The following is a 25172-nucleotide window of genomic DNA, read 5'->3' as shown; positions in this document are numbered from 1 at the left end:
AGATTCATATGGTCGTTGCAACGCTGCGGAAGGGTGTTGCGATGAAGCCGAAGTTCGGGCCGGCGGAGCGAGAACGGTTCTTCGAGTTGATGGCCGCAGGGTCGTCGATGAATGCCGCGAGTGCTGCGGTGGGCGCGTCGCGGGGCGCCGTGAGACGGTGGTGGGCGCAATCTGGGCCGATGACACCTTTGCGGATGGGCCCGCACGGTGGGATGGCCGAACCGGTGCCGCCGCCGCGGGAGAAGTCCGGGCGCTCTCTGAGCTCGGAGGATCGCGCCGTGATCCAGGCGGGGCTGGGTCAGCGGTTGCCCCTGTCGCAGATCGGGGCGCTGATCGACCGGGACAAGTCCGTGGTCTCCCGTGAGATCAGCCGCAACCGCGGCCCGGACGGGGTCTATCGGGCGCGGATCGCCGACCGGCTCGCGGGATCTCGGCGAGCTCGTCCGAAACCGTTCAAGCTCGCGGTGAACGAGCTGCTGTGTCGCCGGATTGCGGCCTGGATGGACCAGGGCTGGAGCCCGCGACTGATCGCGGACATGCTCCGCCGCACGGCCGGGAGGGATCAGACTAGCCGGGTGAGTCACGAGACGATCTACCAGGCGCTATATGTGCAGACGCGTGGGAATCTGCGGGCGGATCTGAACCAGCAGCTCAGCCTGAAACGGCGATCCCGGGTCTCCCGGTCGAGCCGGGCTAACCCGAAGAACCCGTATCGGGAGGCGTTCACCATCAGTCAGCGGCCGGCCGAGGCCGCCGACCGCGCCGTCCCGGGGCACTGGGAGGGCGACCTGATCATAGGTGGAGGGAACCGGTCGGCGATCGGCACCCTGGTGGAACGCGCCAGCCGGTTCGTGATCCTGCTGCACCTGCCCGGTCGACACACCGCCCCGGAGGTCGCCGACGCGATGATCGAACAGATGCGGCACCTGCCCGAGCATCTGCGCCGGTCGGTCACCTGGGACCGGGGAACCGAGCTGGCCGACTACGAACGCATCCAACTCGAGCTGAACACCCGGTTGTACTTCTGCGACCCGCACTCGCCCTGGCAGCGGGGCAGCAACGAGAACACCAACCGGCTGCTCCGGTTCTGGTTCGAGAAGGGCAGCGACCTCTCGACTCACACGGCGGCCGACCTGCGCAAGGTTCAGGACACCCTGAACAAGCGGCCCCGGCCGACCCTGGACTACCGCACCCCCGCGCAGGCCCTCGCCCAGTTCCTCCAGGCAGCCTGATCGACACAGTTGCAACCACCACTTGACATTGCCCTGGCTCAAACCCGACAGGGTGGCTCAAACCCGACGGCGGCGACTCAATAGAGGTGATCTGGACCAATCCACGCCGGCAAACTCTTCCAATTCAGCATGTTCAATAGTACGATTTGGGAATGATTGAGCAGCCCGACGTCGACAGCGGCGTCACCTTCGAGCGCCTACAGGACGACCGCGTCTCGCGGTCCGAGTCCGTGGCGCATCAGGTCAGCGAGATGATCACCCGGCAGCAGCTGGCGCCGGGATCCCGACTGGGGCGCAAGTCCGACCTGCGCGAGCAGTTCGGTGTCGCGGCATCCACGCTCAACGAGGCCATCCGACTGCTGGAGAGTCGCGGACTGGTGGAGACCCGCCCGGGGCCGCAGGGTGGCATCTTTGTGGCGCAGCCGTCGGCGCACCTTCGGCTCAGTCACCTGATTCTCGACCTGGACAGCAACTCCCTGCCGGTGGCCGACGGGCTGGAGATCCGGAACGCGCTGGAGATCCCGCTGGCCGCGCATGCCGCCATTCAGGCGGATCGTGAGGGATTGGCGCTGCTGGAGAGAATCGTCACCAGGATGGGCCAGCTACGCGATGACCCGGCCGAATACCTGCGCCAGAACTGGCAGCTGCACGAGGAGATCGCCAAGATGTCGAGCAACGAAATGCTCCGCACCATCTACATCTCCCTGCTGGACACCGCCCGCCAGTCGCTGAAACACGTGGCGCCCGACCCACAATTCCATGAATCGTGGCAAGAGAACTGGGCACTGCACCGCGAACTGGTCGACGCGATCGCGTCGGGCAGCCCCGGGCGTGCTCGCATCGCCGCCGAGCGGCATGCGCCATACGCAGAACGCATGAGCGACACCCTGAATTAACCGGCATCCGCAGGGTCGTGGACTGACGGTATCCGCACGTCCTGAGCTGAACCGGCATCCGACAATCTGTCGAAATCGATTTGACGTATTCGACATGTTGAATAGGATGGTCATGCCGTCTATCGGAATCTACGACGATTCCACGACAACGAGGTCTTGAATGAACGACACTGATATCGCCGATCTCGGCGACACGCTGCTTGCGGCGTATGACAGCCGCGAGCCGGTGCGCCCGCTGACTGAAGCGCACCCCGACCTGCGGATCGAAGATGCCTACCGGGTGCAGCTGCACCAGGTCGAGCACTGGAAGAACTCCGGCCGACGCGTCGCCGGCTACAAGGTCGGGCTCACGTCCCTCGCCATGCAGCGACAGCTCGGCGTCGACCAGCCCGACTTCGGGCACGTGTTCAGCGACATGATCCTGGACGGCACGGCCATCGACGCCGGCGCGTTCATCAGCCCGAAGATCGAACCGGAGATCTCGTTCGTGCTGAAGCACGACCTGCGCGGTCCCGGCCTGAGCGTCGCCGATGTCATCGGCGCGGTCGACTACGCGATCGCCTCGCTCGAGATCATCGACTCCCGCGTCGCGGACTGGAAGATCACGCTGTCCGACACGGTCGCCGACAACGCGTCATCCGGAGCGCTGGTGCTCGGCACCCGCCCGGTGCGGCTGGATGTCGCGGACCTCGGCCTCGCCGGCTGCGTGCTCGTGAAGAACGGCGACGTCGTCGCCACCGGCGCCGGCGCCGCCGTGCTCGGGCACCCCCTCAACGGCGTGCTCTGGCTGGCGAACATGCTCGGCTCGCTCGGGCAGACCCTCGAGGCCGGCTCGGTCGTGATGGCCGGATCGATCACCGCCGCCATTCCGGTCGCGCCCGGCGATGTGGTCACCGCCACGTTCGCGCACCTCGGTTCAGTCAGCGCTCGTTTCAGCCCAGCGTCGAAGGAGACCGCAGCATGACGACAACGGAATGGACGACCGAGAAGGTCGCCGACATCCTGCTCGACGCTGAAGCGAGCCGCACCGACCGCGGCCGCATCACCGACGAATGGCCAGGCCTCGACCTGGAAACCGGCTACGCCGCGCAGCGGGTGCTGATCGAACATAAGAAGGCCGACGGGCACACCGTCGTCGGCGTGAAGCTCGGCCTCACCTCCCGCGCGAAGCAGCAGCGGATGGGCATCGACTCACCACTGACCGCCGTGATCACCGACAAAATGGTGCTCGAGGCCGGCGTGCCGATTGCCCTGGACGAGCTCATCCACCCGCGCGTGGAGCCGGAGATCGTCTTCGTGCTCGGCGAACGGCTGCAGGGCCCCGGCGTCACTGCCGCCTCGGCCATGCGCGCCGTCGCGTCGGTGCACGCCGGGCTCGAAGTCATCGACAGCCGTTACCGCGACTTCAGCTTCGCGATGCCCGACGTGGTGGCCGATAACGCCTCCAGCGCCCGGTTCATCGTCGGCGCGACATCCGTCTCCCCCATCGGACTGGACCTTGCCCTCGAGGCCTGCGTGCTGCGCATCAACGGCGTTGTGGTCGACACGGCAACCGGCGCCGCGGTGCAGGGTCACCCGGCCGAAGCACTGGCGCTGGCCGCCAACGCGCTGGCCGCCCGCGGCGAGGCCATCGAAGCCGGATCCATCGTGCTCACCGGCGGCATGACCGACGCCGTGTTCATCAATGACGGCGACGAGGTGTCGGTCGAGTTCACCTCGCTCGGCCAGATCACCGCACCCGTAAGGAGGTCGGCATGAGTGCCGTCGCCACCCTGCCCGTCCGTCGACGGGTGAGCCCCAAGCTCACTCGCGGCCTGATCGGGGTCGTTGTTCTGCTCGTGCTGGCGGAACTGGTGAGCCGGCTCGGGATCATTCCGGAAAACATCCTGCCGCCGATGTCGCGGGTGCTGCTCGACACCGCCGGCCTGATCGTCAACCCCGCGTTCCTCGGTGACGTCGGCTCGACGCTGACCGCCTGGGCTATCGGCCTCGGCATCGCCATCGTGATCGCTGTGCCGGCCGGTCTGGTGCTGGGCTCCTTCCGGATCGCCTACGAGGCGTCATCCGCCGTGGTCGAGTTCATGCGGCCGATCCCCTCGGTTGCGCTGATCCCGCTCGCCATCCTCGTCTTCGGTCTGGGAACCGACATGAAGATCGCGCTCGTGGTGTACGCCTCGCTGTGGCCGATCTTCTTCAACACCGTCTACGGCGTGCGGGATGTTGACCCCATCGCCAAGGAAACGGCCCGCACCTTCCGGCTCAGCCGCGTCGGCATCCTGGCCCGGGTCAGCCTGCCCTATGCCGCACCGCTGGCCGCGACCGGCGTTCGCATCTCTGCCGCGATCGCCCTGATCGTCACCATCAGTGCCGAGCTGCTGGCCGGCTCCGCCAGCGGCATCGGCTCATACATCCTGCGGATCAGTTCGGGCGGCGGTGACACCTCGCTGGTGTTCGCCGGCACCATCGTCGCCGGGCTCCTCGGAATGCTGGTCAACGGCGTGCTGGTGGCCATCGAGAAGAAGATCTTCGCCTGGAAGAAGGAGGGGGTGGCGTAATGGCCCTCACAACCGCGGTAACCACCGCCAACCGGCCCCGCGCCAGTCGCGAACAGCAGGCCGCAAAACGTCAGTGGTGGGGCAGCTTCGCCCTGCGCTGGGTCGTGCTGGTCGTGTTGATCACCGCATGGCAGGTGGCGACGGTGGCCTTCCCCTCACCGTTCTTCCCCCAGCCGTTCCTGATCTTCGAGCGAGCCGCGCTGCTGTGGCTGCCCGGCGCGAACGGCGTGCTCACCCCGAGCATGCAGAACGACGTCATCCCGAGCCTTGGCCGGGTGCTGCTCGGCTTCGGCATCTCGGTGGTACTCGCGATCGCCGTCGGCGTAGCGATCGGGCTCAGCCGCAAGTTCGGTGATTACATCGACCCGATCATCCAGTTCCTGCGGGCGGTTCCGCCGCCGGCACTGATCCCGATCTTCCTCGTGGTGTTCGGCACCGGCGACGAGATGCGGGTGCTGCTGATCGCGTTCGGCACGGCCTGGCCGATCCTGCTGAACACCATCGAGGGCGTGCGCTCCATCGAGGAACTCAAGTACGAGACGGCAACGGTGTTCCGGATCGGCGTCGTCGGCCGGCTCACCCGCATCGTGCTGCCGGGTGCCGCCCCGAAGATCCTCGCCGGTGTGCGCACCAGCCTCTCGCTCGGCCTGATCCTCATGGTCATCTCCGAGATGGTGGCCGCCTCCAGCGGCATCGGCTTCTCGATCGTGCAGGCGCAGCGTGGCTTCGGATTCCTCGACATGTGGGCCGGAATCGTGCTGCTCGGCATCATCGGCTTCCTCCTCAACACGGTGCTCACCGTCATCGAGCGCCGCATCCTCGCCTGGCAGCGCAGCTCCGGTCGCGAAACCGCCTAGTCCGTAAGGAAAAATCATGCTTGACGTCAAAAACCTCACTCACACCTACGGCACCGGCGCGAAGGCGCACCTGGCGCTGAAGGACATCACATTCTCGGTCGAACCCGGCGAGCTGGTCTCCATCGTCGGCCCGTCCGGCTGCGGCAAGACCACCCTGCTGCGCACGATGGCAGGACTCATGCGGCCGACCGGCGGCGACCTGCGCTTCCTGGGCGACCGGATCACCGCGGTACCGGAAGGCCTCGCGATGGTGTTCCAGGACTACCGCGGCTCGCTGTTCCCCTGGCTCAGCGTCGAGGCGAACGTCCGCTTCCCCCTCAAGCGACTTGGCCTCAGTAAGGCCGACCTCGACGAGCGGGTTTCCGAGTCGCTTGTCGCCGTGGGACTCTCCGGCTTCGAAGACCGGTTCCCGTCGCAGCTGTCTGGCGGCATGCAGCAGCGCGTGGCCATCGCTCGCGCACTGGCCTACCGCCCAAAGATCCTGCTGATGGACGAGCCCTTCGCGTCGGTCGACGCGCAGACCCGCGAAGACCTCGAAGACCTCGTGCTGTCGGTGAAGAAGAAGTTCAACATGACCATCCTCTTCGTCACCCACGACATCGACGAGAGCGTCTACCTGGCCGACCGTGTTGTCGTGCTGTCCAAGCCGCCGACATTCGTCGTCACCACCCTCGACATCCCGCTCTCGGACACCCGCGACCAGATCGAGACGAAGGAAGACCCGGAGTTCATTCGCCTGCGCGGCGAAGTCGCGCGGCTCATCCGTCACCCCAAGGACGACGACGTCGCCGCCGTGGCAGACGTCGCCTAACAGCCCCCAGCACCACCAATAGCACCGCACCATTCAAGGAGGAAAACGTGCCCATCACATCCCAAATCCGCCCCAAGAAGACCTGGCTCGGCGTCGCCGCGGCATCCGCGCTGGCGCTCAGCCTCGCCGCCTGTTCCGGCGGCAGCAGCACAGCCCCGGCCGCCGACGAACCCGCTCCGGCAGGCAACGGCAAGCCGGAGATCAGCGAGCTCATCGTTGGTATCACCCCGGTCGCCGACCAGGCATCGGTGTACATCGCCGTCGCCGAGGGCTTCTTCGAAGAAGAGGGCCTCACCGTCACCCCGCAGCCCGCCCAGGGCGGCGCCGCGCTGGTGCCCGCGATGATCGCCGGCGACATCCAGGCCTCGTTCGCAACCTACCCGTCGTTCCTGCTCGCGCAGGCCGGCGGCATCGACATCAACATCGTCGCCGAGGGTGTGCGCGGTAACGAGGAGAGCAACGGCGTCTGGGTTAAGGCCGACTCCGGCATTGACTCGATCAACGACCTCGAGGGCAAGAAGGTCGCCGTCAACACGCTGAAGAACACCGGCGAGCTGACCATCAAGGTCCTGATGGACGAAGCCGGCGTCGACGTCAGCAAGGTCCAGTTCCAGGAACTGCCGTTCCCCGACATGGTGCCGACCCTGCAGTCCGGCGGCGTGGACGCCATCTGGGTCGTCGAACCGTTCCAGACCGCTGCTGAGGCCTCGGGCGCCAAGAAGCTGTTCGCCAACTTCTCCGGCCCGACCGACGGAGTGCCGCTGTCCGGTCTCGGCATGACCGCCGAGTTCGTCAAGGCAAACCCGAACACGGTTGCCGCGTTCATCCGCGCCATGGAGAAGGCCAACGCGCTGCTCGCCGAGAACCCGGATGCCGCTCGCGAGATCGTCCCGACCTACTCGAGCACCACGCCGGAGCTCGCCGCCAAGCTCAAGCTGCCCAAGTGGGTCGCCGGCGCTGCCAGCGCCAAGAACCTCGAGGTCTGGAACGACATCATGGTCGATCAGGGCGCGATCTCGGCACCGGTCGACATGGACAAGATGGTCTACGTCCCCGGCAAGTAACACCCTTCACCACCCCGCCGGGCGGGCGGAAACGCCCGCCCGGCACACCAAGAAAGGGCCCCAGGCCATGCAGACATTCGGTCACATCATCGATGGCCAGGAAGTCCAGTCCATTTCCGGGGCGACCTTCCCGAGCATCGATCCATACACTCGCGAACCATGGGCCGAGATCGCCCTCGGCGGCCAGGACGACGCCGATCTGGCCGTCGCCGCCGCCCGCCGCGCCTTCGATGAGGGCCCGTGGCCCCGGATGACGGCCGGCAAGCGCCGCGAGCTGATCAACAAGTTCGCCGACCTGATCATCGAGCACGGCGAGGAACTCGCCATGGCCGACACCCGTGATATGGGCAAGCCCATCACGCAGAGCCTCGGCAACGACGTCGCCCGCACCGCGCAGAACTTCCGCTTCTTCGCCGACCACGCGCACCTGACCCCGGCCGACGTGCTGCCGATGGACTCCGGCCACCACACCTACACGCGCTACGACGCCGCCGGAGTTGTCGCCGCGATCGCGCCGTGGAACTTCCCGATGATGCTCGAGAGCTGGAAGGTCGCTCCGGCGCTCGCCTGGGGCAACACGGTCGTGCTGAAGCCGGCCGAAGACTCCCCGGCATCCGCCACCATCCTTGCCCGGCTCGCGCTCGAGGCCGGCATCCCGGCCGGCGTCTTCAACGTCGTCCACGGGTACGGCCCGGACTCGGTGGGCGAGCGGCTCACGCAGCATCCGGATGTCGACCGCATCACGTTCACCGGCGAATCGAACACCGGCCGGATCATCGCCCGCGCCGCCGCCGCCAACCTGACCCCGGTGAGCCTCGAGCTCGGCGGCAAGGGCGCGAACGTGGTGTTCGCTGACGCCGATCTCGACAACGCGATCAGCTGGTCGATCCGCGCCATCTTCACCAACGCCGGGCAGGTCTGCCTCGCCGGCAGCCGCATCTACGTCGAACGACCGATCTTTGACGAGTTCATCGAGCGCTTCACCGCGGCCGCCGACGCCATGGTGATCGGTGACCCGAAGGACCCGGCCACCCAGATCGGCCCGCTCGCCAGCGAGGAGCATTACACCAAGGTGCGCAGCTACTTCGACACCATCGAGGAGGAAGGCGGCACCAAGGTCACCGGCGGACTCGGCGACGGCTGGATCGTGAAGCCCACCGTGGTCACCGGTCTCGACCGCGATGCGAAGCACCAGCGCGAAGAGATCTTCGGCCCGATCGTCACCATCACCCCGTTCGACACCGAAGAAGAGGTCGTGCACGAGGTCAACGACAGCCCGTACGGCCTGAACGCCATGCTGTTCACCGAGAACCTGGTCAAGGCGCACCGCGTCTCCGGTGCTCTCCGGGTCGGCACGGTGTGGGTGAACTGCTTCTTCATTCGCGACCTGCGCGCCCCGTTCGGCGGGGTCGGGGCATCCGGAGTCGGCCGTGAGGGCGGCAACTTCAGCCGGGAGTTCTTCACCGAGCCGAAGGCCGTCGTGATGCAGCTGGAGCCGCCGGTCGCGCACCCGCCCGTGGTGCTCACCGGAGCGCACTGATCTGACGCGATTCCGGATGTCGTGAACCCGGGTCGATCGACAGATGCTGTCGATCGGCCCGGGTTTTCGGCTTTTCTGACTTCAGGCGGGCGTGATGTTCGCGTTGAGGTGGAACACGTTGTGCGGGTCGTACTTGGCTTTCAGCGTTTGGAGTCGTCCGAGCTTGCCGGGCGGGTACGCGCGCCGGACGCCGGCGGCTCCCTCGTCGGCGATCGCGTTGACGTACAGCCCGCTGGCGAATGGCTCCAGCGCCGCCGCACTGCGACGGGCGCCCGCCATGCGGGTCTCATCCTCGGCCGGGTCGGTCCACCCGGTTGACGCGACGTACTCGAACAGCGTGTCGCGGTGGCTGAAGGCAGTGGCCTCGTCGGCGACGTCGGCGATGGCGCCGCCGTAGGCCTGCAGGGACGCATTCGGGGGCATGTCGCCGTGACCGTCGGCGGTGCCCCGCATGAGCAGGGCCTCGATCGCCCCCTCCTGCAGGGACTTGAGGTAGTGGCCCTTCCAATACCGGCGCGCCGTTCCGCCCCGGCGGCCCGTATCGTCCATTCGCTGCAGGTCGACGTACGACTTCTCGATCAGTTGCTCCGACGTGGGCCGACCCAGCGCACGCAGTGACGGCAGTAACAGCCGACCCTGGTCCGGGTCGCCGACCCAGATGAAGCCGACGCTCACGGTGCCGTCCGGCGTGATCAACGCGGTGAAGGTCGCCTCACGCGGCGCCTCGGCACTGAGGTCGCGCCAGCGGCTGAGCACCGACTGACCCTCCTCAAGCGGAAAGGACAGCGCAGCGAACAGGGTGCGGCCGTCTACCGGGTGCAGCCGCAGCTCGAAGTCGGTCACCACGCCGAAGTTGCCGCCTCCGCCGCGCAGCCCCCAGTCCAGGTCGGGGTTCTCGTCCTCGCTGGCCCGCACGACCTCGCCGTCGGCGGTCACCATCTCGAAGGAGGCGACGTTGTCGCAGGTGAGGCCGAACCGGCGCGCCAGCCAGCCCATCCCGCCACCGAGGGTCAGGCCACCGACGCCGGTGTGCGAGACGTTGCCGGCCGTGGTGGCCAGCCCGTGCTGCTGCGCCTCGCGGTCGAGCGCGCGGAGCAATGCGCCTCCCTGCACGTGGGCTGTCCGACGCTCCGGGTCTATCCGCACGCCACCCATCGGGGTGAGGTCGATCATCAGCCCGCCATCCGGGACCGAGTGGCCGACCACGCTGTGGCCGCCACACTTCACGCCGATCTCGACGTCCAGCTCACGGGCGGTACGGATCGCCGTCACCACGTCCCGGGCGCTTGCGCAGCGGACGACCATGCGCGGCCGCCGGTCGATCATCGCGTTCCAGACGGTACGTGCGGTGTCGTACCCGGGTTCGCCCGGCAGAAGCACAATTCCGTCGAGCCGGTCTCGGATGGCGGCCGCGGCGGTGGTGTCAGTGGCCATGATGCCTCCAATTGCCTCAGCACCCTCGGCTCGGCGCCGTCGCGCGAGTTCGCCACGAGGCTACGCGCAGGGAGATTGCGGCGGCAAGGCCCCCGAGCACGCGAAAGGCCCGCAGTCGTTCGACTGCGGGCCCGTGATTTCGCGACGCGGCCTCGCTTCGCTCGGGCGCTCCTCAACCAGCGAGGTGGTTACTTGGCGGCGGCCTTCTCGGCGAGGGTTACTCCACCGGACAGCCACAGCGCGGGCGGCACCTCCCGTACCAGCACGCGGACACTCTGGCCCGGCGCACCCCACTCCTCAATGGCTGTGTGCACACGGCCCATCAGGTCGCGCAACTGCTCTTCGGTACGCCCTTCGGCGATGCTGATCTCAACGAGCGGCATTACGCCTCCTGCAGTTCGGACGAGTCGAGCGGACGACGGATCTGCTTCTGCGTCTGCACGCGCTGCGTGACGCCACCCCACATGTCGATCGACTTAGGGTGCAGCGGGTCGAAGGTGCGCGGCTGCCAAGTGGCGTCATCCTCGATCCGGCGCACGCCGTACGAGTACTCGTAGGTGAGCCCCTCCGGCCCCTTGAAGTAGAGGAATATCGCGGTGGACTGCGGGTGGCGGCCCGGGCCCTGCTCGATCTCGACGCCCTGCTCGAGCAGGAAGTTCCAGCTGCGCATCACGTCGTCGAGCGACTCGACCTGGAAGTTGATGTGGCAGAGCCCTGGCTCGCTGCCCTTGAACACGGCCAGCTTGTGGTGCACCGGGTCGAAGCGCATGAGCGCCGCCCAATCGCCGATCCAGTCGCTGATCTTGATATTGAAGAGCGAGCTCCACCACTCGTAGGCCGCCTTGACATCCGGCGCGTCGACGCAAAGGTGCCCGAACTCGATGATGCCGGCCTGCCGCCCCCAGTGCACCGTGTCGGCGTCGTAGACCTGGCCGACGACCAGGTCGAAGCGGTTGCCCCAGGGGTCGTCGAAGCTGATGAAACTGCTAACGCGGCGTGAGCGCGCCTCTTCGGTGGTGCCGCGCACGACCTTCACGCCCGCGAGCGTGAGTTCGGTCTCGGCAAGCCGCAGGGCGTCCTCGTCTTTCAGCGTGAGGCCGGAGCTGAGTACGCCCGCTTCACCCTCGACGAAGGCGAGGCAGTGGTGACGGTGGTCGGCGCGGAGGTAGTGCACGCCGTTGTCGTTGCCGGCGTACTGCATGCCGACGATGTCCACGGCGAAACGCACAGCCGCGTCGACATCCGCCGATCCTGATCGCACATACGCGATGTCGGTGATTTCGATCATCATTGACCCTTTCGGTAGGTGTTGGTGAGGTAGGTGTAGATCCTAGGCAGCAGTTCGGTGGCACGATCGCGCCACCAGGACTGTTCGTCGAGGGGCAGCGGATGCGGCGTGCCGGCACCGAGTGCGGCGAGGTTCAGCTGGGCTGTCTTCTCGAGCACCCACATCAGCGCGACAGCGTTGGCGATGTCGGGCCCGGTGGTCACCGCCCCGTTGCCGCGCAGGATGACCGCTGTTGATTCGCCGAGAGTCTCGCTCACGCGGCTGGCGCTATCCGCATCGCGGATCAGGCGGGAGTCCGGGTACACCGGCACCGTCTCGCCGAGGAACGAGCCGTGCCCGTTCAGCGCCAGCACGGGCTGGCCCGCCGCGACCAGAGCGGCGACGGCCGGGGGCTGAGCGCGGCAGATCGCGCCGACCTCGGGTCGCGCTTCGGCGATCGCGAGGTGGATCCAGGCTTCCTTCGGGGCGGCCGGCGGAAGCTCGGTGGCGTCCAGGCTGAGCTCCGGGTATTCGTCCTGGTCGGTGAGCAGCGAGAGAGGAACCGGCGGGGTGATAGTGAGAGCGTGCGCGGAGGAGCGCACTGACAGGTGGCCGAAGGCATCGGAGAGGCCGAACGCGGCGACAACGGCGCCGGCTTCGCGCAGCTCGGACGGGTGGTTCAGCGACATCTGCGTACCTCTCTACGACTCTGTAAAACGTTGTCAGCCTACATGTATGAATAGAAATGTCAATGTAGGAGTGTTTGTGCCTAAGATGAGGCCCATGTCCCTGCAGCATGCGGTGCTCGGCGTGCTTGAGGCACGCGAAATGAGCGGTTATGAGCTCACCCAGTTCTTTGAGGCGTCCGCCCGCTGGGTGTGGACCGCGCCGCAGAGCCAGATCTACCCCTTGCTGGCGAAGATGGCCAAAGAGGGACTGATTTCGGGCGAGGAACAGGTGCGCGGCAGCAAGCTGAAGCGCACCTCGTACTCGATCACCGAGGCGGGGCTGACCGAGCTGCGCCGCTGGCTGGCCGAGCCGCATAGCGAGCCGAGCGTGCGCGATCCGTTCCTGTTGCAGACCCTGTTTCTCGACACGATCCCCGCGGCCGACGCCGAGGCCGTGCTGCGCGCCCATATCGCAGAGGTGCGCGAGCGGCTCGAGCAATGGGCCGCGCACAGGGCACGCTTGGCTGCCATTGACACTCCGTTGATTCGGGAGCGACTGGCGCGTCGCGACCCGGCCGATCACGACCGAATCGTGCAGCTGAAGACGCATGTTTTCGACTACCTCATCGACACCGCGACGCATCGGATCGAGTGGGCTGAACAGGCGATCGAGATCGTGCGGCAGCCGACTCGTGTCTGACCGCGCGGCCGCGCCTCGCCCGGCTGACAGAATGAACGAGTGTCTGGCGTTCTAACGGGGTTCGGTGTCATCGCCGCCATCATCCTGGTCGGTTACATCGTCGGACGCAGCGGCGTCCTCGGCGTGCACGCCCAGCCCGTGATCGCCCGCACCGTGTTCTACGTGCTGTCCCCGTTCCTGCTGTTCACGGTGCTGGCCGACGCCTCGGTCGAGCAGCTGTTCTCTCCGCTGCTCGTGGTGTCGCTGATCGCCGCGCTGATCTGCTTCGCGCTTTTCGCGGTGGTGGCCGTGTTCGTCTGGAAGCGTCCGGTGCCGGAAGCGACCATCGGCTCCGTGGCAGCAGGCTACGTGAACGCCAACAACATCGGTATTCCAGTCTCGGTATATGTGCTCGGCGATGCGGCGTACTCCGCCCCGGTGGTCCTGCTGCAGCTCCTGGTGTTCACCCCGGTGATCCTCACCATCCTCGACGTGCGCACCGGCGGACGCACCACGGTTGCCCGGGTGCTGCTGCAACCGCTGCGCAACCCGATCATCATCGGATCGGCGCTCGGACTGATCGTCGCGCTCACCGGGCTGCAGCTGCCGGCCCCGGTGATGGAACCATTCCGACTGATCGGCGCCGCGGCGGTTCCGGTGATGCTGATCAGCTTCGGGATGTCGCTGCATGGCCAACGCATCCTGCAGGCGGGATCCGGTCGACGTGACGTGGTGCTGGCCTCGGCGATCAAGTTGGCGATCATGCCAGCCGTGGCGTGGCTGGTGGGACGTGTCCTGTTCGGGCTTGAGGGGCAGGCGTTGTTCGCGGTGGTGGTGCTGGCGGCGCTGCCCACCGCGCAGAACGTGTTCAACTACGCGCAACGCTATGACCGGGGCGTGATCATCGCCCGCGACACCGTGTTCATCACCACGTTCGGGTCGATCCTGGTGCTGCTGGCCTGGACGGCCCTGCTGCACTAGCAGGGCACTCTCACTCGGTGAGTAGGCGCTCAGCTGTCCAGTGCGCTCTGCACGTCGGTCTGTGAGAAGTCATCGCCCTTGAAAAGAAGGGGCTGTCCGCGGTCCTTGGCGAGGGCGTAGGCGAAACAGTCGCCGAAGTTGAGACCGGCCGGATGTCCACTGCCCTCGCCGAAATCGCGATACGCATCGCGAGCAATACGCGCCTGTTCGACGGTGACCGGTTCGATTCTGATCGAGGCCAGGCTCAGGAGGTCATCGAATGCCCGGCTCGCGATCGGGTCGTGGGAGCGGTCGACCACGATCGCCGCCTCGACGTAGTTCGCCGCCGACAGGAAGCTTGCCTCCGACCGGGCCAGCGCCCGAGCGTAGGTTGCAGCGTCCGGTTCCTGGCGCGCAATGGCGATCAGCGCAGAGGAGTCGACGATCATCGAGGCAGCCCGTGTTCGTCATAGAGCAGGTCGTCGACATCGCCGAAACTGTCGGGCCCGAGTCGGCCCGCGATCTCCCGGCCGACCGCGAGAATGCGCTCGGCCTTGTCCTCGGGCGCGTGTCGCCTCAATTCGTCGAGGCGGCGGTTGACAGCGTCTTCTACGGCGCGGGTTTGGCTCACCCCGGTGAGTCTGGCGAGTTCGCCTGGTGCACCGCCTCGTTCTTGATGTTGAGACTCATGTCTACCATTCTACCCGTGAGGGGTAGAGGTCTACCAGCTAGAAGATCATCGGGCGGTCATCGTCATCCTCGTCGATCGCCAGGTCGACCACGACGGGCACGTGGTCGCTCGGGGTGGTGCCCTTGCGCTCATTGCGGTGGATCGAGGCATCCGTCACCAGCTCGGCGAAGCCGGGCGAGCCGAGGATGAAGTCGATCCGCATGCCCTCATTGCGCGGGAACCGCAGCTGCTTGTAGTCCCAGTAGGTGAACAGCCCCTCGGGAACGTGCGGACGCACGACATCCTGCATGCCGATCTCGGCATATGAGGCGAACGCGGCGCGTTCCTCGGGTGAGACGTGGGTGCTGATGCCCTCGATCACGGTCGGGTCGCCGTTGTCCACGTCGGTGGGCGCGATGTTCCAGTCGCCCATCAGGGCGAGCGGCAGGCGCGGCTCGGCGGCCAGCCGCTCGATGGTGGCGGTGCGCAGCGCGTTCAGCCAGTCGAGCTTGTACGTGTAGTGCGGGTCGCCCAGCGCCCGCCCGTTCGGCACATACAGGCTCCACAGCCGCAGCTCTCCGACGGTGACGCCCATCGCGCGCGCCTCGATCGGCAGGTCGGGACCTTCCTCACCCTTCAGGAAGCCCGGCTGGTGCTCGAAGTGGGTGGCGACATCCGTCATCGGCAGCCGGCTGGCGAACGCCACGCCGTTCCACTGGTTGGTGCCGTGCGCGATGACCTCGTACCCGGCCTCCTCGAACAGCTGCACCGGGAACTGCTCCGGCTTGCACTTGATTTCCTGCATGCCGAGCACGTCGATGTCCTCGCGCACCAGCCAGTCCACGACACGGCCGGCGCGGGTACGGATCGAGTTCACATTCCAGGTGGCAACACGCATGCCTCAACGCTACCGGCGTCCCGGCACCGTCTCGGGCCAGCCGAGCGCGATGATCGCCAGCCAGATGCCCATCAGCACCAGTGAACCGTGCGGCCAATAGCCGAACAGAACTGTGCCGGCCACCGTCACCGGCAGTAGCAGCGCCAGCATCACCGCGGGCCAGGTCGGACGCATCCGCCGCAGCAAGGCAACGACCCCGCAGCAAGGCAACGACCCCGCAGGCAATCGCCAGCAATCCCATTAGCGCCAGCCCGAGCGCCTCGGCGCCCCACAGGCTGTTCCACGGTGCGGGCAGGGCGTGGGTGACGTAGCTGACCACCACGACCAGGGCGGTGAGCAAGGCGACCCAGTGCAACAAGGCTCCCAGGATGCCGAGGGTCCGGGTCGCCGGGCGAAGCGCCACGGCCAGCAGCAGGAAAGACGGCGCGACCGCTGCGCCGAACAGCGCGTAGTGGTCGGTCAGCCCGGCGCCATCGGCCGCGGCCCGCAGACCGTCGTAAACCGGCAGGTCGCTGAGCTGCCGGATCCACGGAGGCATCGCGCCATCCGTCGCCCACACCTTCAACTGCGGTGGCAGCAGGAAGAATGCCCAGGCGGATGCCGCCAACCCCGCCAGCGCGAACGGCCAACGATTGCGCCTGAAGGTAGTTGTCGTCATGGGCTCCCCGCCGAATCGCTAAAGTGAAGGACGTGACTGACGTACGGCAGCAGCTTATTGACTACATCGCAAGTGACGCCGTTTTCCACGGTGACTTCACCCTGACGAGCGGCAAGAAGGCGACGTACTACGTCGACATGCGCAAGGTGAGCCTCGACTACCGGGTCGCGCCGCTGATCGGCCAGGTGATGGTCGACCTGATCAAAGACATCGACGACGTATATGCGGTCGGCGGCATGACCATGGGCGCCGACCCGATCGCGGCCGCCATCCTGCACCAGGGTGCCAGCCTCGGCAGGAACTACCACGCCTTCGTCGTGCGCAAGGAGCCCAAGGACCACGGCCGCGGCAAGCAGGTGGAGGGCCCCGACCTCGCCGGAAAGCGCGTCATCGTGCTGGAGGACACCTCAACCACCGGCGGATCGCCGCTCGCCGCCATCGAGGCGCTGAAGAAGGTCGGCGCCGAGGTGGTGGGCGTCGCCGTGGTCGTCGACCGCAACACCGGCGCCCGCGAACGCATCGAAGCGGCCGGCTACCCATACTTCGCCGCGATCGGCCTGGCCGATCTGGGCCTGGACGGATGACCGACCGCACCGACCCCTCGCGAGAGCCACAGGACGGGGATCCCTCCGAACTGGACGACGTGTTCGGCGAGACGGCGTTCCGCGACTACAGCGACGAACCCGTGTTCACGCCGTCGCGGTCGACGCGACGGGAGTCTCAGCCGGGACGCCGCCAGGCCGAACCGGCCGAACCGGTCGGGCAGACGCAGGGCGGTTTCGGGCAGGCAGCGGACGGGAAACCGGATGTCGCCGCCCAGGGGCACGCGCCCATCCCCCGCAATCAGCAAATCCTGCTGTGGATCGCCGGCTCACTGGTGGCCGTGCTCGCCATCGTGGCGCTTTACTTCGTCGGAACCCGGCTGGGTGGCACTGACGAGCCGGCCGCGGTCGTGACGCCGAGCGCAACCGCCGAGCCAACCCCGACGTCCACGCCAGAGGCGCCCGCGGTCGGTCCGCTGCCGGCTGGCGTCTACGACTGGTCAGAACTGCTGGGCGGTGAGTGCATCGACCCGTACACCGATCCTTGGGCGGAGGAGTTCACCGTCGTCGACTGCGCCGTGCCGCATCCCGCGCAGTTGGTCGATCGGGGCACTTTCCCGATGGATGCCGCCAACCCGAGCTACCCGGGCGTCGACGGGTTGCAGACCCAGATCAACCTGCTCTGCAGCGCGCCCACCGTGATCGACTTCGCCGCGGCCGGCCAGTTCTCGGACATCCAGGTGCAGGCCAGCTACGCCGCGACCGCGGAGGAATGGGATGCCGGTCACCACGACTACTTCTGCTTCGCCACCCGCTCCTCCGGCGAGCCGCTGACCGTAAGCGTGGCGGTCCCGCAGCAGTAGTCGGCTGGCGATAGGCCGCTGAAGTCTGGCATTCGGTCGTTCATGGGCCGCTCGAACAACCAAACTCCAGACCTCACGGGAAAGTTGGCGCCGCGCGACCCAACCTGGCGGCTGGCCGCCCTTCCCTAGAGGTCGGAGTCGTACGGCTCGACCGCCAGCAGCTCGTGCACGCCGGAGAGCACCTCGTCGGGCCGGAACGGGTACCGCGCCATCTCGGCCTCATCGCTGATGCCGGTCATCACCAGGATGGTGTGCAGGCCGGCCTCGATGCCGGCGACGATGTCGGTGTCCATCCGATCGCCGATCATGCCGGTGTTCTCGGAGTGCGCGCCGATCCGGTTCATCGCCGAGCGGAACATCATCGGGTTCGGCTTGCCGACCACATACGGGTCCTTGCCGGTGGCCTTGGTGATCAGGGCGGCAATCGCCCCGGTTGCAGGCAAAGGTCCCTCAGCGCTGGGCCCCGTGGCATCCGGATTCGTCACGATAAAGCGAGCGCCGTTGATAATCAGCCGGATCGCCTTGGTGATCGCTTCGAACGAATAGTTGCGGGTCTCGCCGACCACCACGTAGTCGGGGTCGGTCTCGGTCATGATGAAGCCGGCCTCGTGCAGCGCGGTGGTGATTCCCGCCTCGCCGATGACGAAGGCGGATCCGCCGGGCATCTGCGAGGCGCAGAAGTCGGCGGTGGCGAGCGCGGAGGTCCAGATCGACTCTTCGGGAACGTCGAGCCCGGATGACCGCAGCCGGGCGCTCAGGTCACGCGGCGTGAAGATGGAGTTGTTGGTCAGCACCAGGAACGGCGTGCCGTCGTTTCGCCACTGCTGAATCAGCTCTTGGGCGCCGGGCAGGGCACTGTTCTCGTGTACCAGCACGCCGTCCATGTCGGTCAGCCAACACTCGATCTCGCCTCGGTTTCGCATGCCGCAATCCTAGGCGGGCGATATTGACGACCCGTGAAGCGTCAGGACTGCTCGATGACCCGCTCACCTTCGCCGAGCGGGGCCTCGAACCCGGCGAGATAACGATCGAGCAGCTCCTCGGACACGGACACTGCGTTGGCGCCGGTCAGCTGGTTCCGCCGCGCGAGCCGTCGTCGGAGGATCTCGGCGGGCACCCGCAGGTAGACCAGCTCCCACCTGCCGCCGCCCTGTTCGATGAGCGCCTTGTAGCGATCCCTCGTGGTCTTCTGCCAGAAGCTGTAGTCCAGCACCGCGGATCGCCCGCCGGCGAGCAGCCGCAGCAGTTCACCGTCGAGCATCCGTTGGGCCGCCCTCTTGTGCTCTTCGTATACGGCGGCATCCAGCTCGGCGCCGTCCCTGCCGACCGCCGCCCAGATCGCCTCATCAATGGACAGGCGCACGAAGCCTCGCTGTTCGAGGGCGGTCGCATAGGTGGTCTTCCCCGACCCGGCGACACCGCACATCATCACGACGGTCGGGCGGGCCGGATCGATGTCCGGGATGTCGCGGTCCAAGGCATCCACGCGACGAGGTTATCGCGCAGGGCCCATCGCGGCCTCCGGCCTCAGCCCAGCGTGACCACCTCGGCCGAGCCCAGGCGCGACCGCATCACCTCGATGGCGTCGGGGTTCGCGTCGACCAGCATGAACCGCCGGCCGAGCTTGCCGGCAACCGCGCCGGTGGTGCCGCTGCCGGCGAAGAAGTCGAGCACCCAGTCGCCGGGAGCGCTTGAGGCCTGCACGATGCGACGCAGCACGCCCTCGGGCTTCTGCGTGGCGTAGCCGGTCTTCTCTTTACCTGTCGGCGACACGATCGTGTGCCACCAGACATCCGTCGGCAGCTTGCCGCGCTCCGCCTTCTCCGGCGTCACCAGGCCGGGCGCCATGTACGGTTCCCGGTCGACCGCCTCGTTGTCGAAGTAGTACGTGGCCGGGTTCTTGACATAAACCAGGATCGTGTCGTGCTTCGACGGCCAGCGCTTGGTGGCGCGGGCGCCGTAGTCGTATGCCCAGATGATCTCGTTCAGGAAACACTCCCGGCCGAACAGCGCGTCGAGCACCACCTTGGCGTAGTGCGCCTCGCGGTAGTCCAGGTGCAGGTAGAGCGTGCCCCGGTCATCGAGCAGGCGCCAGGCCTCGAGTAGCCGCGGCTCCAGGAACTCCCAGTAGTCGGCGAACGAGTCGTCGTAGCCGTACAGGGTGCCCTTGATGGTGTCGTAGCTGCGGCCCTTGAACCCGACGCGGGTGCCGGTGGCGCTGCGCACGGTCGTGATCGTCTGCCGCTTTTGCGGCCGGCCGGTGTTGAACGGCGGGTCGAGATAGATCAGACGAAAGGATGCGTCGGGCAACTGTTCGAGCGCCGGCAGGTTATCGCCGTGCACGATGAGGTCAGGGCCATCGTTTGTCCAGTTCAGCCCGTTCACGAACTCGACCTTAACAGGCCTGCGGGAGCCGGACAGACACCTCCGATAGGCTCTCGGTGTTTGCCGCCGGTGTTTGCCGCCGGTGAGGGAAGCTCCGAGGAATTGAATGTCTGACACGTCGCTACGGCCCCGCCGAAGCAAGCGGGGTGCCTCCAAGGCGGCCTCGAAGCGGGGTGCGTCTGGGCGGCGTCCGTCGCGCGCGCTGGGCGTGGTCGGAGTGCTCGGCGAGCTGCTGATCACCGCGGGCGTGCTGGTGTTCCTCTTCCTCGGCTGGTACTTCGGCGTGCACGACGCGCAGCAGCGGGCCGAGCAGAACGAGACCGCCGCGGCGATGAGCGACCAGTGGACGGTTCCCAAGCCCACCGCCGCACCGGAGCCCGAACCGGCAGTGGTACCGGCGCCGGAGTTCGGCGAGGGCTACGCGGTGCTGAAGGTTCCGCGCTTCGGCAGCGACTACGCGACGGTCATCGCCGAAGGAGCCGTGCTCAGCGTGCTCGAGCAGCACATCGGGCACTTTGAGGGCACCGCGCAGCCCGGCGAGATCGGCAACTTCGCCGTGGCAGGGCACCGCACCACCTGGGGCAGGCCGCTCAACCTCATCCACGAACTCGTACCGAACGACGCGCTCGTGGTGGAAACTGCGGACGGCTGGTACACCTACCGCTACCGGTCCGGCGAGATCGTCAAACCGCAGGCGACGGACGTGCTGCTCCCTGTCCCCCGCCAACCCGGCGTCGAACCCACCGAAGCGATGATCACGCTGGTCGCGTGCCATCCGATGTTCTCAGCCAGGGAGCGCTTCATCGGCTACGGCGCCCTCGAATCATTCACGCCACGCGTCGACGGGCCGCCCGCCTCGCTCGCCGCCCCGGACGGAGCCTGACATGTACGCCGCTCTCTTCAAAGTCCTGCCCGGCCCGCTGTGGCTGCGCATCCTGCTGGCCATCGTGCTGGTCGCCGCGGTGGTGGCGGTGCTGTTCTTCTGGGTGTTCCCGGCGATCCTGCCGTTCATCGAGCCTCTAATGACGCCAGATCCGACGATCGTCGGCTGAGCGGTCGGCACCTCTTCGTCCGGCGCGGGCTCATCGGACGGACTTTCTCTCCCCCCCAATCTGGGCGCCACGGATAAACGCAGATCCGCACGGAAGCACGGTACGCGGGCGCGAATCTCCGGACCATCCCCCCGTAACCCCAGAACTGGGGGCCGCGAGTGCGCGAGGGATACCGGCGCCTGACCCATACTCATTGACGGCCAGCGCCGGAGTAAAGCCTGCGCGGCCGCAGCCCTTTCGCTACACAATCCAGGAGAACCACCGCATGGCTAGAGAAACCCGTTTCAGCTTCGACGGCGGCGCCGCCACCTACTTCGGGACCGCAATCCTGGGTCTACTCGTCACCGTATGCACCCTCGGCATCTGCTACCCGTTCGCGCTTGTCCTCAACGAACGCTGGCGCGCGAAGCACACCTTCATTGACGGTCAGCAGCTCGTGTTCACGGGCTCGGCCACCGGCCTGTTCGGGCTGTGGATCAAATGGTTCCTCCTGAGCCTCATCACCGCCGGCATCTACCTGTTCTGGGTCGGTCCTCGCATCCAGCGTTGGGTGACGGTGCACACTGAGTTCGCGAAGCCTGTCGCACCGCTGCAGTCGTGGTCAGCGGGCCAGCCGGCCCAGGCGCAGCCGGTTCTCGCGGAGCCGCAGTCGCAGATCTCGGTCACCGCTTAGGCAGCAGCATGGAAGCGCCTTGTCGAACCTTCACGGTTTGGCGGGGCGCTTCTGTCGTCCGGTCAGCTGACTGGCCCTCGATACCGCGTAACGTCGAACCGTGACTGATATGCCCGTTGACAACTCCACACACGACCGCCCCGGCACTCACGAACTGAGTACCCACGGCGTGGGGCCCTGGCCCGGTGACTGGCCGGCGGACGAGCACTACGACCCGGACCTGCTGCGCGACGGCGACACCCGCAACGTGATCGACCGCTACCGGTACTGGCGGATGGAAGCCATCGTCGCGGATCTCGATCAGCACCGGCATCCGTTCCATGTCGCGATCGAGAACTGGCAGCACGACATGAACATCGGCTCGATCGTGCGCAGCGCCAACGCGTTCGGCGCCGACACCGTGCACATCATCGGCCGCCGTCGCTGGAACAAGCGCGGCGCGATGGTCACCGACCGCTACCAGCACGTGATGCATCATCCGGATGTCGCCGACTTCGTCGTCTGGGCCCGCGCGCAGGGGCTGCCGATCATCGCCATCGACAACGTGCCGGGCAGCGTGATCATCGAGACGTTCCGGATGCCGGAATCCTGCGTACTGCTGTTCGGCCAGGAGGGCCCCGGCCTGTCGCCGGAGGCGATCGCGGCCTCCGACGCCGTTCTGGAGATCAGCCAGTTCGGCTCCACCCGGTCGATCAACGCGTCGGCCGCGGCGGCCGTCGCGATGCACGCCTGGGTGATGCAGCACGTGTCGTTCCCGCGCGGCTGAGCGGTGACCCGCCCGGCAATCGCCTGAGCCTCGCGAGCACCGGGATCCGTTGACCCGGCCGCCCCGCCGGTCTAGCGTGTGCGGCATGAACATCTCGGTCATTGGGACCGGTGCCGCGGGCCAATTCCTGGCGGCGGCATTGAGCCAGGCCGGCCACACCGTCGTCGTCGGCACGCGCGAGCCGGAGCAGACGCTCGCGCGCACCGAGGGTTCAGTCACGGGCGCCGGCCCATTCAAGGAATGGCACGCCGACCATCCAGAGATCCCGGTTGTCACGCTGGCCGAAGCCGGCGCGCACGGCGACCTCGTGGTCAACGCCACCGCCGGCACCGCGTCGGTCGAGGCGCTGCGGGCGGTCGGGTCGCTGGACGGCAAGATCATCATGGATGTCGCCAATCCGCTGGACTACTCCCGCGGCTTCCCGCCGTTCCTCTCGGTCTGCAACACGGACAGCCTCGCGGAGCAGCTGCAGCGCGAATTTCCGGCCGCCCGGGTGGTCAAGGCGCTGAACACCGTTAACCACGTGCTGATGGTCGATCCGCAGCGGCTGCCGGCACCGCACAACGTCTTCATCGCCGGCGACGACGCGGCGGCCAAGGCGGAGGTCGCCGGGCTGCTCCGGCAGTTCGGCTGGCCGGAGGACGACATCATCGACCTCGGCGGTCTCGTGGCGGCGAGGGCGCTGGAGATGTTCCTGCTGCTCTGGGTCGACCTCATGCAGGCCACCGGAACCTGGGACTTCAACATCCGGATCGTGCTCGGAGGGCAGTCCGCGTCCTGACGCGCCGGGTGCCGGATGCCCGGTGCTGGGGCTACGGTGGGGGCATGACTGAGATCACCGACGATCTGCCCGCCCGCCTGCTGCGCGAAGAGCACAACAGCTGGCGCGCCCTGTGTGAGGGCCGTGCCGGTGCCCACTTCCAGCGCGAGATGACCGCTGACGGAGTGATGGTGTTGCCCGGTCTCGTCGGCGGGCGAGACGAGGTGGCCGCGTCGTTCACCGGTGCGCCGCCGTTTGAGACGTACGAGATACGCGAACCCCGCGTCATCCGTCTCGGAGATCATGCCGGCATGCTCGTCTACCGTGCCGTTGCGACCAGCGGTGGGCAGCCGGTGGAAATGCTGGTCAGCACCACCTATGTCTGGGAAGACGGCGGCTGGAAGATCGCGGCGCACCAGCAGACGGCGGCGTAGGCGGGGGCCTCCCCGACAAAGGCTCAGCGACCCTTCGGTAGACTGAGGTGTAATCCCCACCGATCTGAAGGGATCCCCCCATGCCAGCAATCGTTATCGTCGGCGCCCAATGGGGCGATGAGGGCAAGGGAAAAGCCACCGACCTGCTCGGCGGCCGCATCGACTACGTCGTCAAGTTCAACGGCGGTAACAACGCCGGGCACACCGTCGTGGTGGGCAACGAGAAGTACGCGCTGCACCTGCTGCCATCCGGCATCCTCACGCCCGGCGTCATCCCGGTCATCGGCAACGGCGTCGTCGTCGACATCGAGGTGCTCTTCGACGAACTCACCGCCCTGAGCGCCCGTGGCGTCGACGTCTCGAAGTTGCTGGTTAGCGCGAACGCGCACGTCATCACCCAGTACCACCGCACGCTCGACAAGGTCACCGAGCGCTTCCTCGGCAAGCGCCAGATCGGCACCACCGGTCGCGGCATCGGCCCGACATACGCCGACAAGATCAACCGCGTCGGCATCCGCATCCAGGACATCTTCGACGAGAACATCCTGCGGCAGAAGGTCGAGGCATCCCTCGATCAGAAGAACCACCTGCTCGTGAAGGTGTTCAACCGTCGCGCCATCACCGTCGACGAGATCGTCGACGACCTGCTGAGCTACGTCGAGCGGCTGCGCCCGATGGTCGCCGACACGTCGCTTGAGCTGAACCGGGCTCTGGATGCCGGAAAGACCGTGTTGTTCGAGGGCGGCCAGGCCACCATGCTCGACGTGGACCACGGCACCTACCCGTTCGTCACCTCGTCGAACGCCACCTCGGGTGGCGCGGCAACCGGATCCGGTGTCGCCCCGAACCGCATCGACCGGGTGATCGGCATCGTCAAGGCGTACACCACCCGCGTCGGAGCCGGCCCGTTCCCGACCGAGCTGCACGACGAGTCGGGCGAGTTCCTGCGCTCAGCCGGCTTCGAGTTCGGCACCACCACCGGCCGCCCGCGCCGCACCGGCTGGTACGACGCCCCGATCGCCCGATACTCGGCGCGCATCAATGGCGTAACCGACTTCGTGCTCACCAAGCTCGACATCCTGAGCGGCCTGGAGAGAATCCCGGTCTGTGTCGCCTACGACGTCGACGGCGTGCGCCACGACGAGGTGCCGGTGTCGCAAAGCGACTTCCACCACGCGAAGCCGATCTACGAGGAGTTCCCGGGCTGGTCCGAAGACATCAGCGGGGCGCGTACCTTCGAGGACCTGCCGAAGAACGCCCAGGACTACGTCATCGCCCTGGAGAAGATGAGCGGCTCGCGCATCTCGGTGATCGGGGTCGGCCCCGACCGTGACGAGATCATCGTGCGGCACGACCTGGTCGACTAGCGCGCCCGAGCTCCTGGCTTGCGGTGAACGCCGCCTGCTCGCGGTGAACGCCGCCTCCCGCGGTGAACGCCGCGAAAACGGACGAGCGCCGCTGCCACGTCAGCGGCGCTCGTCCGTTTCTCCGGCGCTCGCGCCCGTCGA

30 protein-coding genes and 1 pseudogene are annotated in these 25172 nt (G+C 67.1%); 20 read left to right on the top strand and 11 right to left on the bottom strand.

Going from position 1 to position 25172, the window contains the following annotated elements:
• Positions 1 to 41: 41 nt before the first annotated feature.
• From HCT51_RS17365 to HCT51_RS17325, 9 genes are all read left to right on the top strand, one after another.
• Entirely contained in the window at positions 42 to 1232 is a 1191-nt protein-coding gene (locus tag HCT51_RS17365) for an IS30 family transposase (protein WP_224760422.1), read from the top strand.
• A 152-nt stretch (positions 1233 to 1384) separates the two neighbouring features.
• Entirely contained in the window at positions 1385 to 2128 is a 744-nt protein-coding gene (locus tag HCT51_RS17360) for a FadR/GntR family transcriptional regulator (RefSeq protein WP_166880447.1), read from the top strand.
• A 160-nt stretch (positions 2129 to 2288) separates the two neighbouring features.
• Positions 2289 to 3092, top strand: a complete 804-nt coding sequence (locus tag HCT51_RS17355) for a 2-keto-4-pentenoate hydratase (protein WP_166880445.1) — start codon at positions 2289 to 2291, stop codon at positions 3090 to 3092.
• Positions 3089 to 3886 carry a 2-keto-4-pentenoate hydratase gene (locus HCT51_RS17350; protein WP_166880442.1) on the top strand — a complete coding sequence of 266 codons (798 nt, stop codon included), beginning with the start codon at positions 3089 to 3091 and terminating at the stop codon, positions 3884 to 3886. Before HCT51_RS17355 ends, HCT51_RS17350 begins: the two co-directional genes overlap by 4 nt.
• Positions 3883 to 4683 carry an ABC transporter permease gene (locus HCT51_RS17345; RefSeq protein WP_166880440.1) on the top strand — a complete coding sequence of 267 codons (801 nt, stop codon included), beginning with the start codon at positions 3883 to 3885 and terminating at the stop codon, positions 4681 to 4683. The genes HCT51_RS17350 and HCT51_RS17345 overlap by 4 nt, the downstream gene beginning before the upstream one ends.
• A complete protein-coding gene (locus HCT51_RS17340; RefSeq protein ID WP_166880437.1) occupies positions 4683 to 5540 on the top strand; it encodes an ABC transporter permease in 858 nt (285 codons plus the stop codon). Before HCT51_RS17345 ends, HCT51_RS17340 begins: the two co-directional genes overlap by 1 nt.
• Positions 5541 to 5556: 16 nt before the next feature.
• Complete coding sequence (locus HCT51_RS17335) at positions 5557 to 6351, top strand: ABC transporter ATP-binding protein (RefSeq protein WP_166880434.1); 795 nt, start codon at positions 5557 to 5559, stop codon at positions 6349 to 6351.
• A gap of 47 nt (positions 6352 to 6398) precedes the next feature.
• Positions 6399 to 7415, top strand: a complete 1017-nt coding sequence (locus HCT51_RS17330; protein WP_166880432.1) for an ABC transporter substrate-binding protein — start codon at positions 6399 to 6401, stop codon at positions 7413 to 7415.
• Positions 7416 to 7482: 67 nt separating this feature from the next.
• Positions 7483 to 8955 carry an aldehyde dehydrogenase gene (locus HCT51_RS17325; RefSeq protein WP_166880430.1) on the top strand — a complete coding sequence of 491 codons (1473 nt, stop codon included), beginning with the start codon at positions 7483 to 7485 and terminating at the stop codon, positions 8953 to 8955.
• 81 nt (positions 8956 to 9036) lie between these two features.
• Here HCT51_RS17325 and HCT51_RS17320 read toward each other — a convergent pair whose 3' ends face one another.
• The 4 genes from HCT51_RS17320 to HCT51_RS17305 all read right to left on the bottom strand — a co-directional run bounded on the left by HCT51_RS17320 (position 9037) and on the right by HCT51_RS17305 (position 12345).
• Positions 9037 to 10389, bottom strand: a complete 1353-nt coding sequence (locus HCT51_RS17320; RefSeq protein WP_166880427.1) for an FAD-binding oxidoreductase — start codon at positions 10387 to 10389, stop codon at positions 9037 to 9039.
• Positions 10390 to 10577: 188 nt separating this feature from the next.
• Positions 10578 to 10772: a tautomerase family protein gene (locus HCT51_RS17315; RefSeq protein ID WP_166880425.1), complete on the bottom strand. Its 195-nt coding sequence runs from the start codon at positions 10770 to 10772 to the stop codon at positions 10578 to 10580.
• Positions 10772 to 11677 (bottom strand): VOC family protein, encoded by a 906-nt coding sequence (locus tag HCT51_RS17310; RefSeq protein ID WP_166880423.1) that lies wholly within the window; start codon positions 11675 to 11677, stop codon positions 10772 to 10774. Before HCT51_RS17310 ends, HCT51_RS17315 begins: the two co-directional genes overlap by 1 nt.
• Complete coding sequence (locus tag HCT51_RS17305) at positions 11677 to 12345, bottom strand: class II aldolase/adducin family protein (protein ID WP_166880420.1); 669 nt, start codon at positions 12343 to 12345, stop codon at positions 11677 to 11679. The genes HCT51_RS17310 and HCT51_RS17305 overlap by 1 nt, the downstream gene beginning before the upstream one ends.
• 94 nt (positions 12346 to 12439) lie before the next feature.
• Between HCT51_RS17305 and HCT51_RS17300 the strand changes: the two genes are divergently transcribed.
• The gene (locus HCT51_RS17300; protein ID WP_166880418.1) at positions 12440 to 13024 is read left to right on the top strand and encodes a PadR family transcriptional regulator; all 585 of its coding nucleotides are present in this window, start codon (positions 12440 to 12442) and stop codon (positions 13022 to 13024) included.
• A gap of 39 nt (positions 13025 to 13063) precedes the next feature.
• A complete protein-coding gene (locus HCT51_RS17295; protein ID WP_166880415.1) occupies positions 13064 to 13984 on the top strand; it encodes an AEC family transporter in 921 nt (306 codons plus the stop codon).
• 29 nt (positions 13985 to 14013) lie between these two features.
• Here HCT51_RS17295 and HCT51_RS17290 read toward each other — a convergent pair whose 3' ends face one another.
• The 4 genes and pseudogenes from HCT51_RS17290 to HCT51_RS17275 form a co-directional block, all read right to left on the bottom strand.
• On the bottom strand, positions 14014 to 14412 hold the full coding sequence (locus HCT51_RS17290) for a type II toxin-antitoxin system VapC family toxin (RefSeq protein ID WP_166880412.1): 399 nt from the start codon (positions 14410 to 14412) through the stop codon (positions 14014 to 14016).
• Positions 14409 to 14603, bottom strand: a pseudogene (locus tag HCT51_RS17285) (type II toxin-antitoxin system VapB family antitoxin); the annotation flags it as partial. The gene HCT51_RS17290 and the pseudogene HCT51_RS17285, both read right to left, overlap by 4 nt.
• Positions 14604 to 14691: 88 nt before the next feature.
• The gene (locus HCT51_RS17280; protein WP_166880407.1) at positions 14692 to 15531 is read right to left on the bottom strand and encodes an exodeoxyribonuclease III; all 840 of its coding nucleotides are present in this window, start codon (positions 15529 to 15531) and stop codon (positions 14692 to 14694) included.
• 9 nt (positions 15532 to 15540) lie between these two features.
• A complete protein-coding gene (locus tag HCT51_RS17275; RefSeq protein WP_166880404.1) occupies positions 15541 to 15705 on the bottom strand; it encodes a hypothetical protein in 165 nt (54 codons plus the stop codon).
• A 516-nt stretch (positions 15706 to 16221) separates the two neighbouring features.
• On the opposite strand from HCT51_RS17275, the gene pyrE reads away from it, so the two are divergent.
• Positions 16222 to 16773, top strand: coding sequence for an orotate phosphoribosyltransferase (gene pyrE, locus HCT51_RS17270; protein WP_166880402.1), 552 nt, complete (start codon positions 16222 to 16224; stop codon positions 16771 to 16773).
• Positions 16770 to 17594, top strand: coding sequence for a hypothetical protein (locus tag HCT51_RS17265; protein ID WP_166880399.1), 825 nt, complete (start codon positions 16770 to 16772; stop codon positions 17592 to 17594). Before pyrE ends, HCT51_RS17265 begins: the two co-directional genes overlap by 4 nt.
• Positions 17595 to 17719: 125 nt before the next feature.
• Here HCT51_RS17265 and HCT51_RS17260 read toward each other — a convergent pair whose 3' ends face one another.
• Genes HCT51_RS17260 through HCT51_RS17250 form a run of 3 tightly spaced genes read right to left on the bottom strand, consistent with a single transcriptional unit; the run spans position 17720 to position 19979 of the window.
• Complete coding sequence (locus HCT51_RS17260; protein ID WP_166880397.1) at positions 17720 to 18517, bottom strand: HAD-IIA family hydrolase; 798 nt, start codon at positions 18515 to 18517, stop codon at positions 17720 to 17722.
• A 41-nt stretch (positions 18518 to 18558) separates the two neighbouring features.
• Complete coding sequence (locus HCT51_RS17255; RefSeq protein ID WP_224760567.1) at positions 18559 to 19080, bottom strand: P-loop nucleotide/nucleoside kinase family protein; 522 nt, start codon at positions 19078 to 19080, stop codon at positions 18559 to 18561.
• A gap of 41 nt (positions 19081 to 19121) precedes the next feature.
• A complete protein-coding gene (locus HCT51_RS17250; protein WP_166880395.1) occupies positions 19122 to 19979 on the bottom strand; it encodes a DNA-methyltransferase in 858 nt (285 codons plus the stop codon).
• A gap of 106 nt (positions 19980 to 20085) precedes the next feature.
• Here HCT51_RS17250 and HCT51_RS17245 point away from each other — a divergent pair, with 106 nt between their 5' ends.
• From HCT51_RS17245 to HCT51_RS17215, 7 genes are all read left to right on the top strand, one after another.
• Complete coding sequence (locus tag HCT51_RS17245) at positions 20086 to 20862, top strand: class E sortase (RefSeq protein ID WP_166880392.1); 777 nt, start codon at positions 20086 to 20088, stop codon at positions 20860 to 20862.
• Position 20863: 1 nt separating this feature from the next.
• A complete protein-coding gene (locus HCT51_RS17240; protein ID WP_166880390.1) occupies positions 20864 to 21031 on the top strand; it encodes a hypothetical protein in 168 nt (55 codons plus the stop codon).
• A 265-nt stretch (positions 21032 to 21296) separates the two neighbouring features.
• A complete protein-coding gene (locus tag HCT51_RS17235; RefSeq protein ID WP_166880386.1) occupies positions 21297 to 21704 on the top strand; it encodes a DUF898 family protein in 408 nt (135 codons plus the stop codon).
• Between the two features lie 109 nt (positions 21705 to 21813).
• Positions 21814 to 22470 (top strand): RNA methyltransferase, encoded by a 657-nt coding sequence (locus HCT51_RS17230; protein ID WP_166880479.1) that lies wholly within the window; start codon positions 21814 to 21816, stop codon positions 22468 to 22470.
• Between the two features lie 85 nt (positions 22471 to 22555).
• Entirely contained in the window at positions 22556 to 23251 is a 696-nt protein-coding gene (locus HCT51_RS17225) for an NADPH-dependent F420 reductase (protein ID WP_166880383.1), read from the top strand.
• A gap of 44 nt (positions 23252 to 23295) precedes the next feature.
• The gene (locus HCT51_RS17220) at positions 23296 to 23664 is read left to right on the top strand and encodes a DUF4440 domain-containing protein (RefSeq protein ID WP_166880381.1); all 369 of its coding nucleotides are present in this window, start codon (positions 23296 to 23298) and stop codon (positions 23662 to 23664) included.
• A gap of 80 nt (positions 23665 to 23744) precedes the next feature.
• Positions 23745 to 25031, top strand: a complete 1287-nt coding sequence (locus tag HCT51_RS17215) for an adenylosuccinate synthase (RefSeq protein WP_166880379.1) — start codon at positions 23745 to 23747, stop codon at positions 25029 to 25031.
• Positions 25032 to 25172 lie beyond the last annotated feature (141 nt).

This window comes from Salinibacterium sp. ZJ450, from assembly GCF_011751885.2.
Lineage (GTDB): Bacteria > Actinomycetota > Actinomycetes > Actinomycetales > Microbacteriaceae > Ruicaihuangia.
Note: the sequence above shows the minus strand (reverse complement) of the source record. Positions and strands in the feature narration are given on the sequence as shown.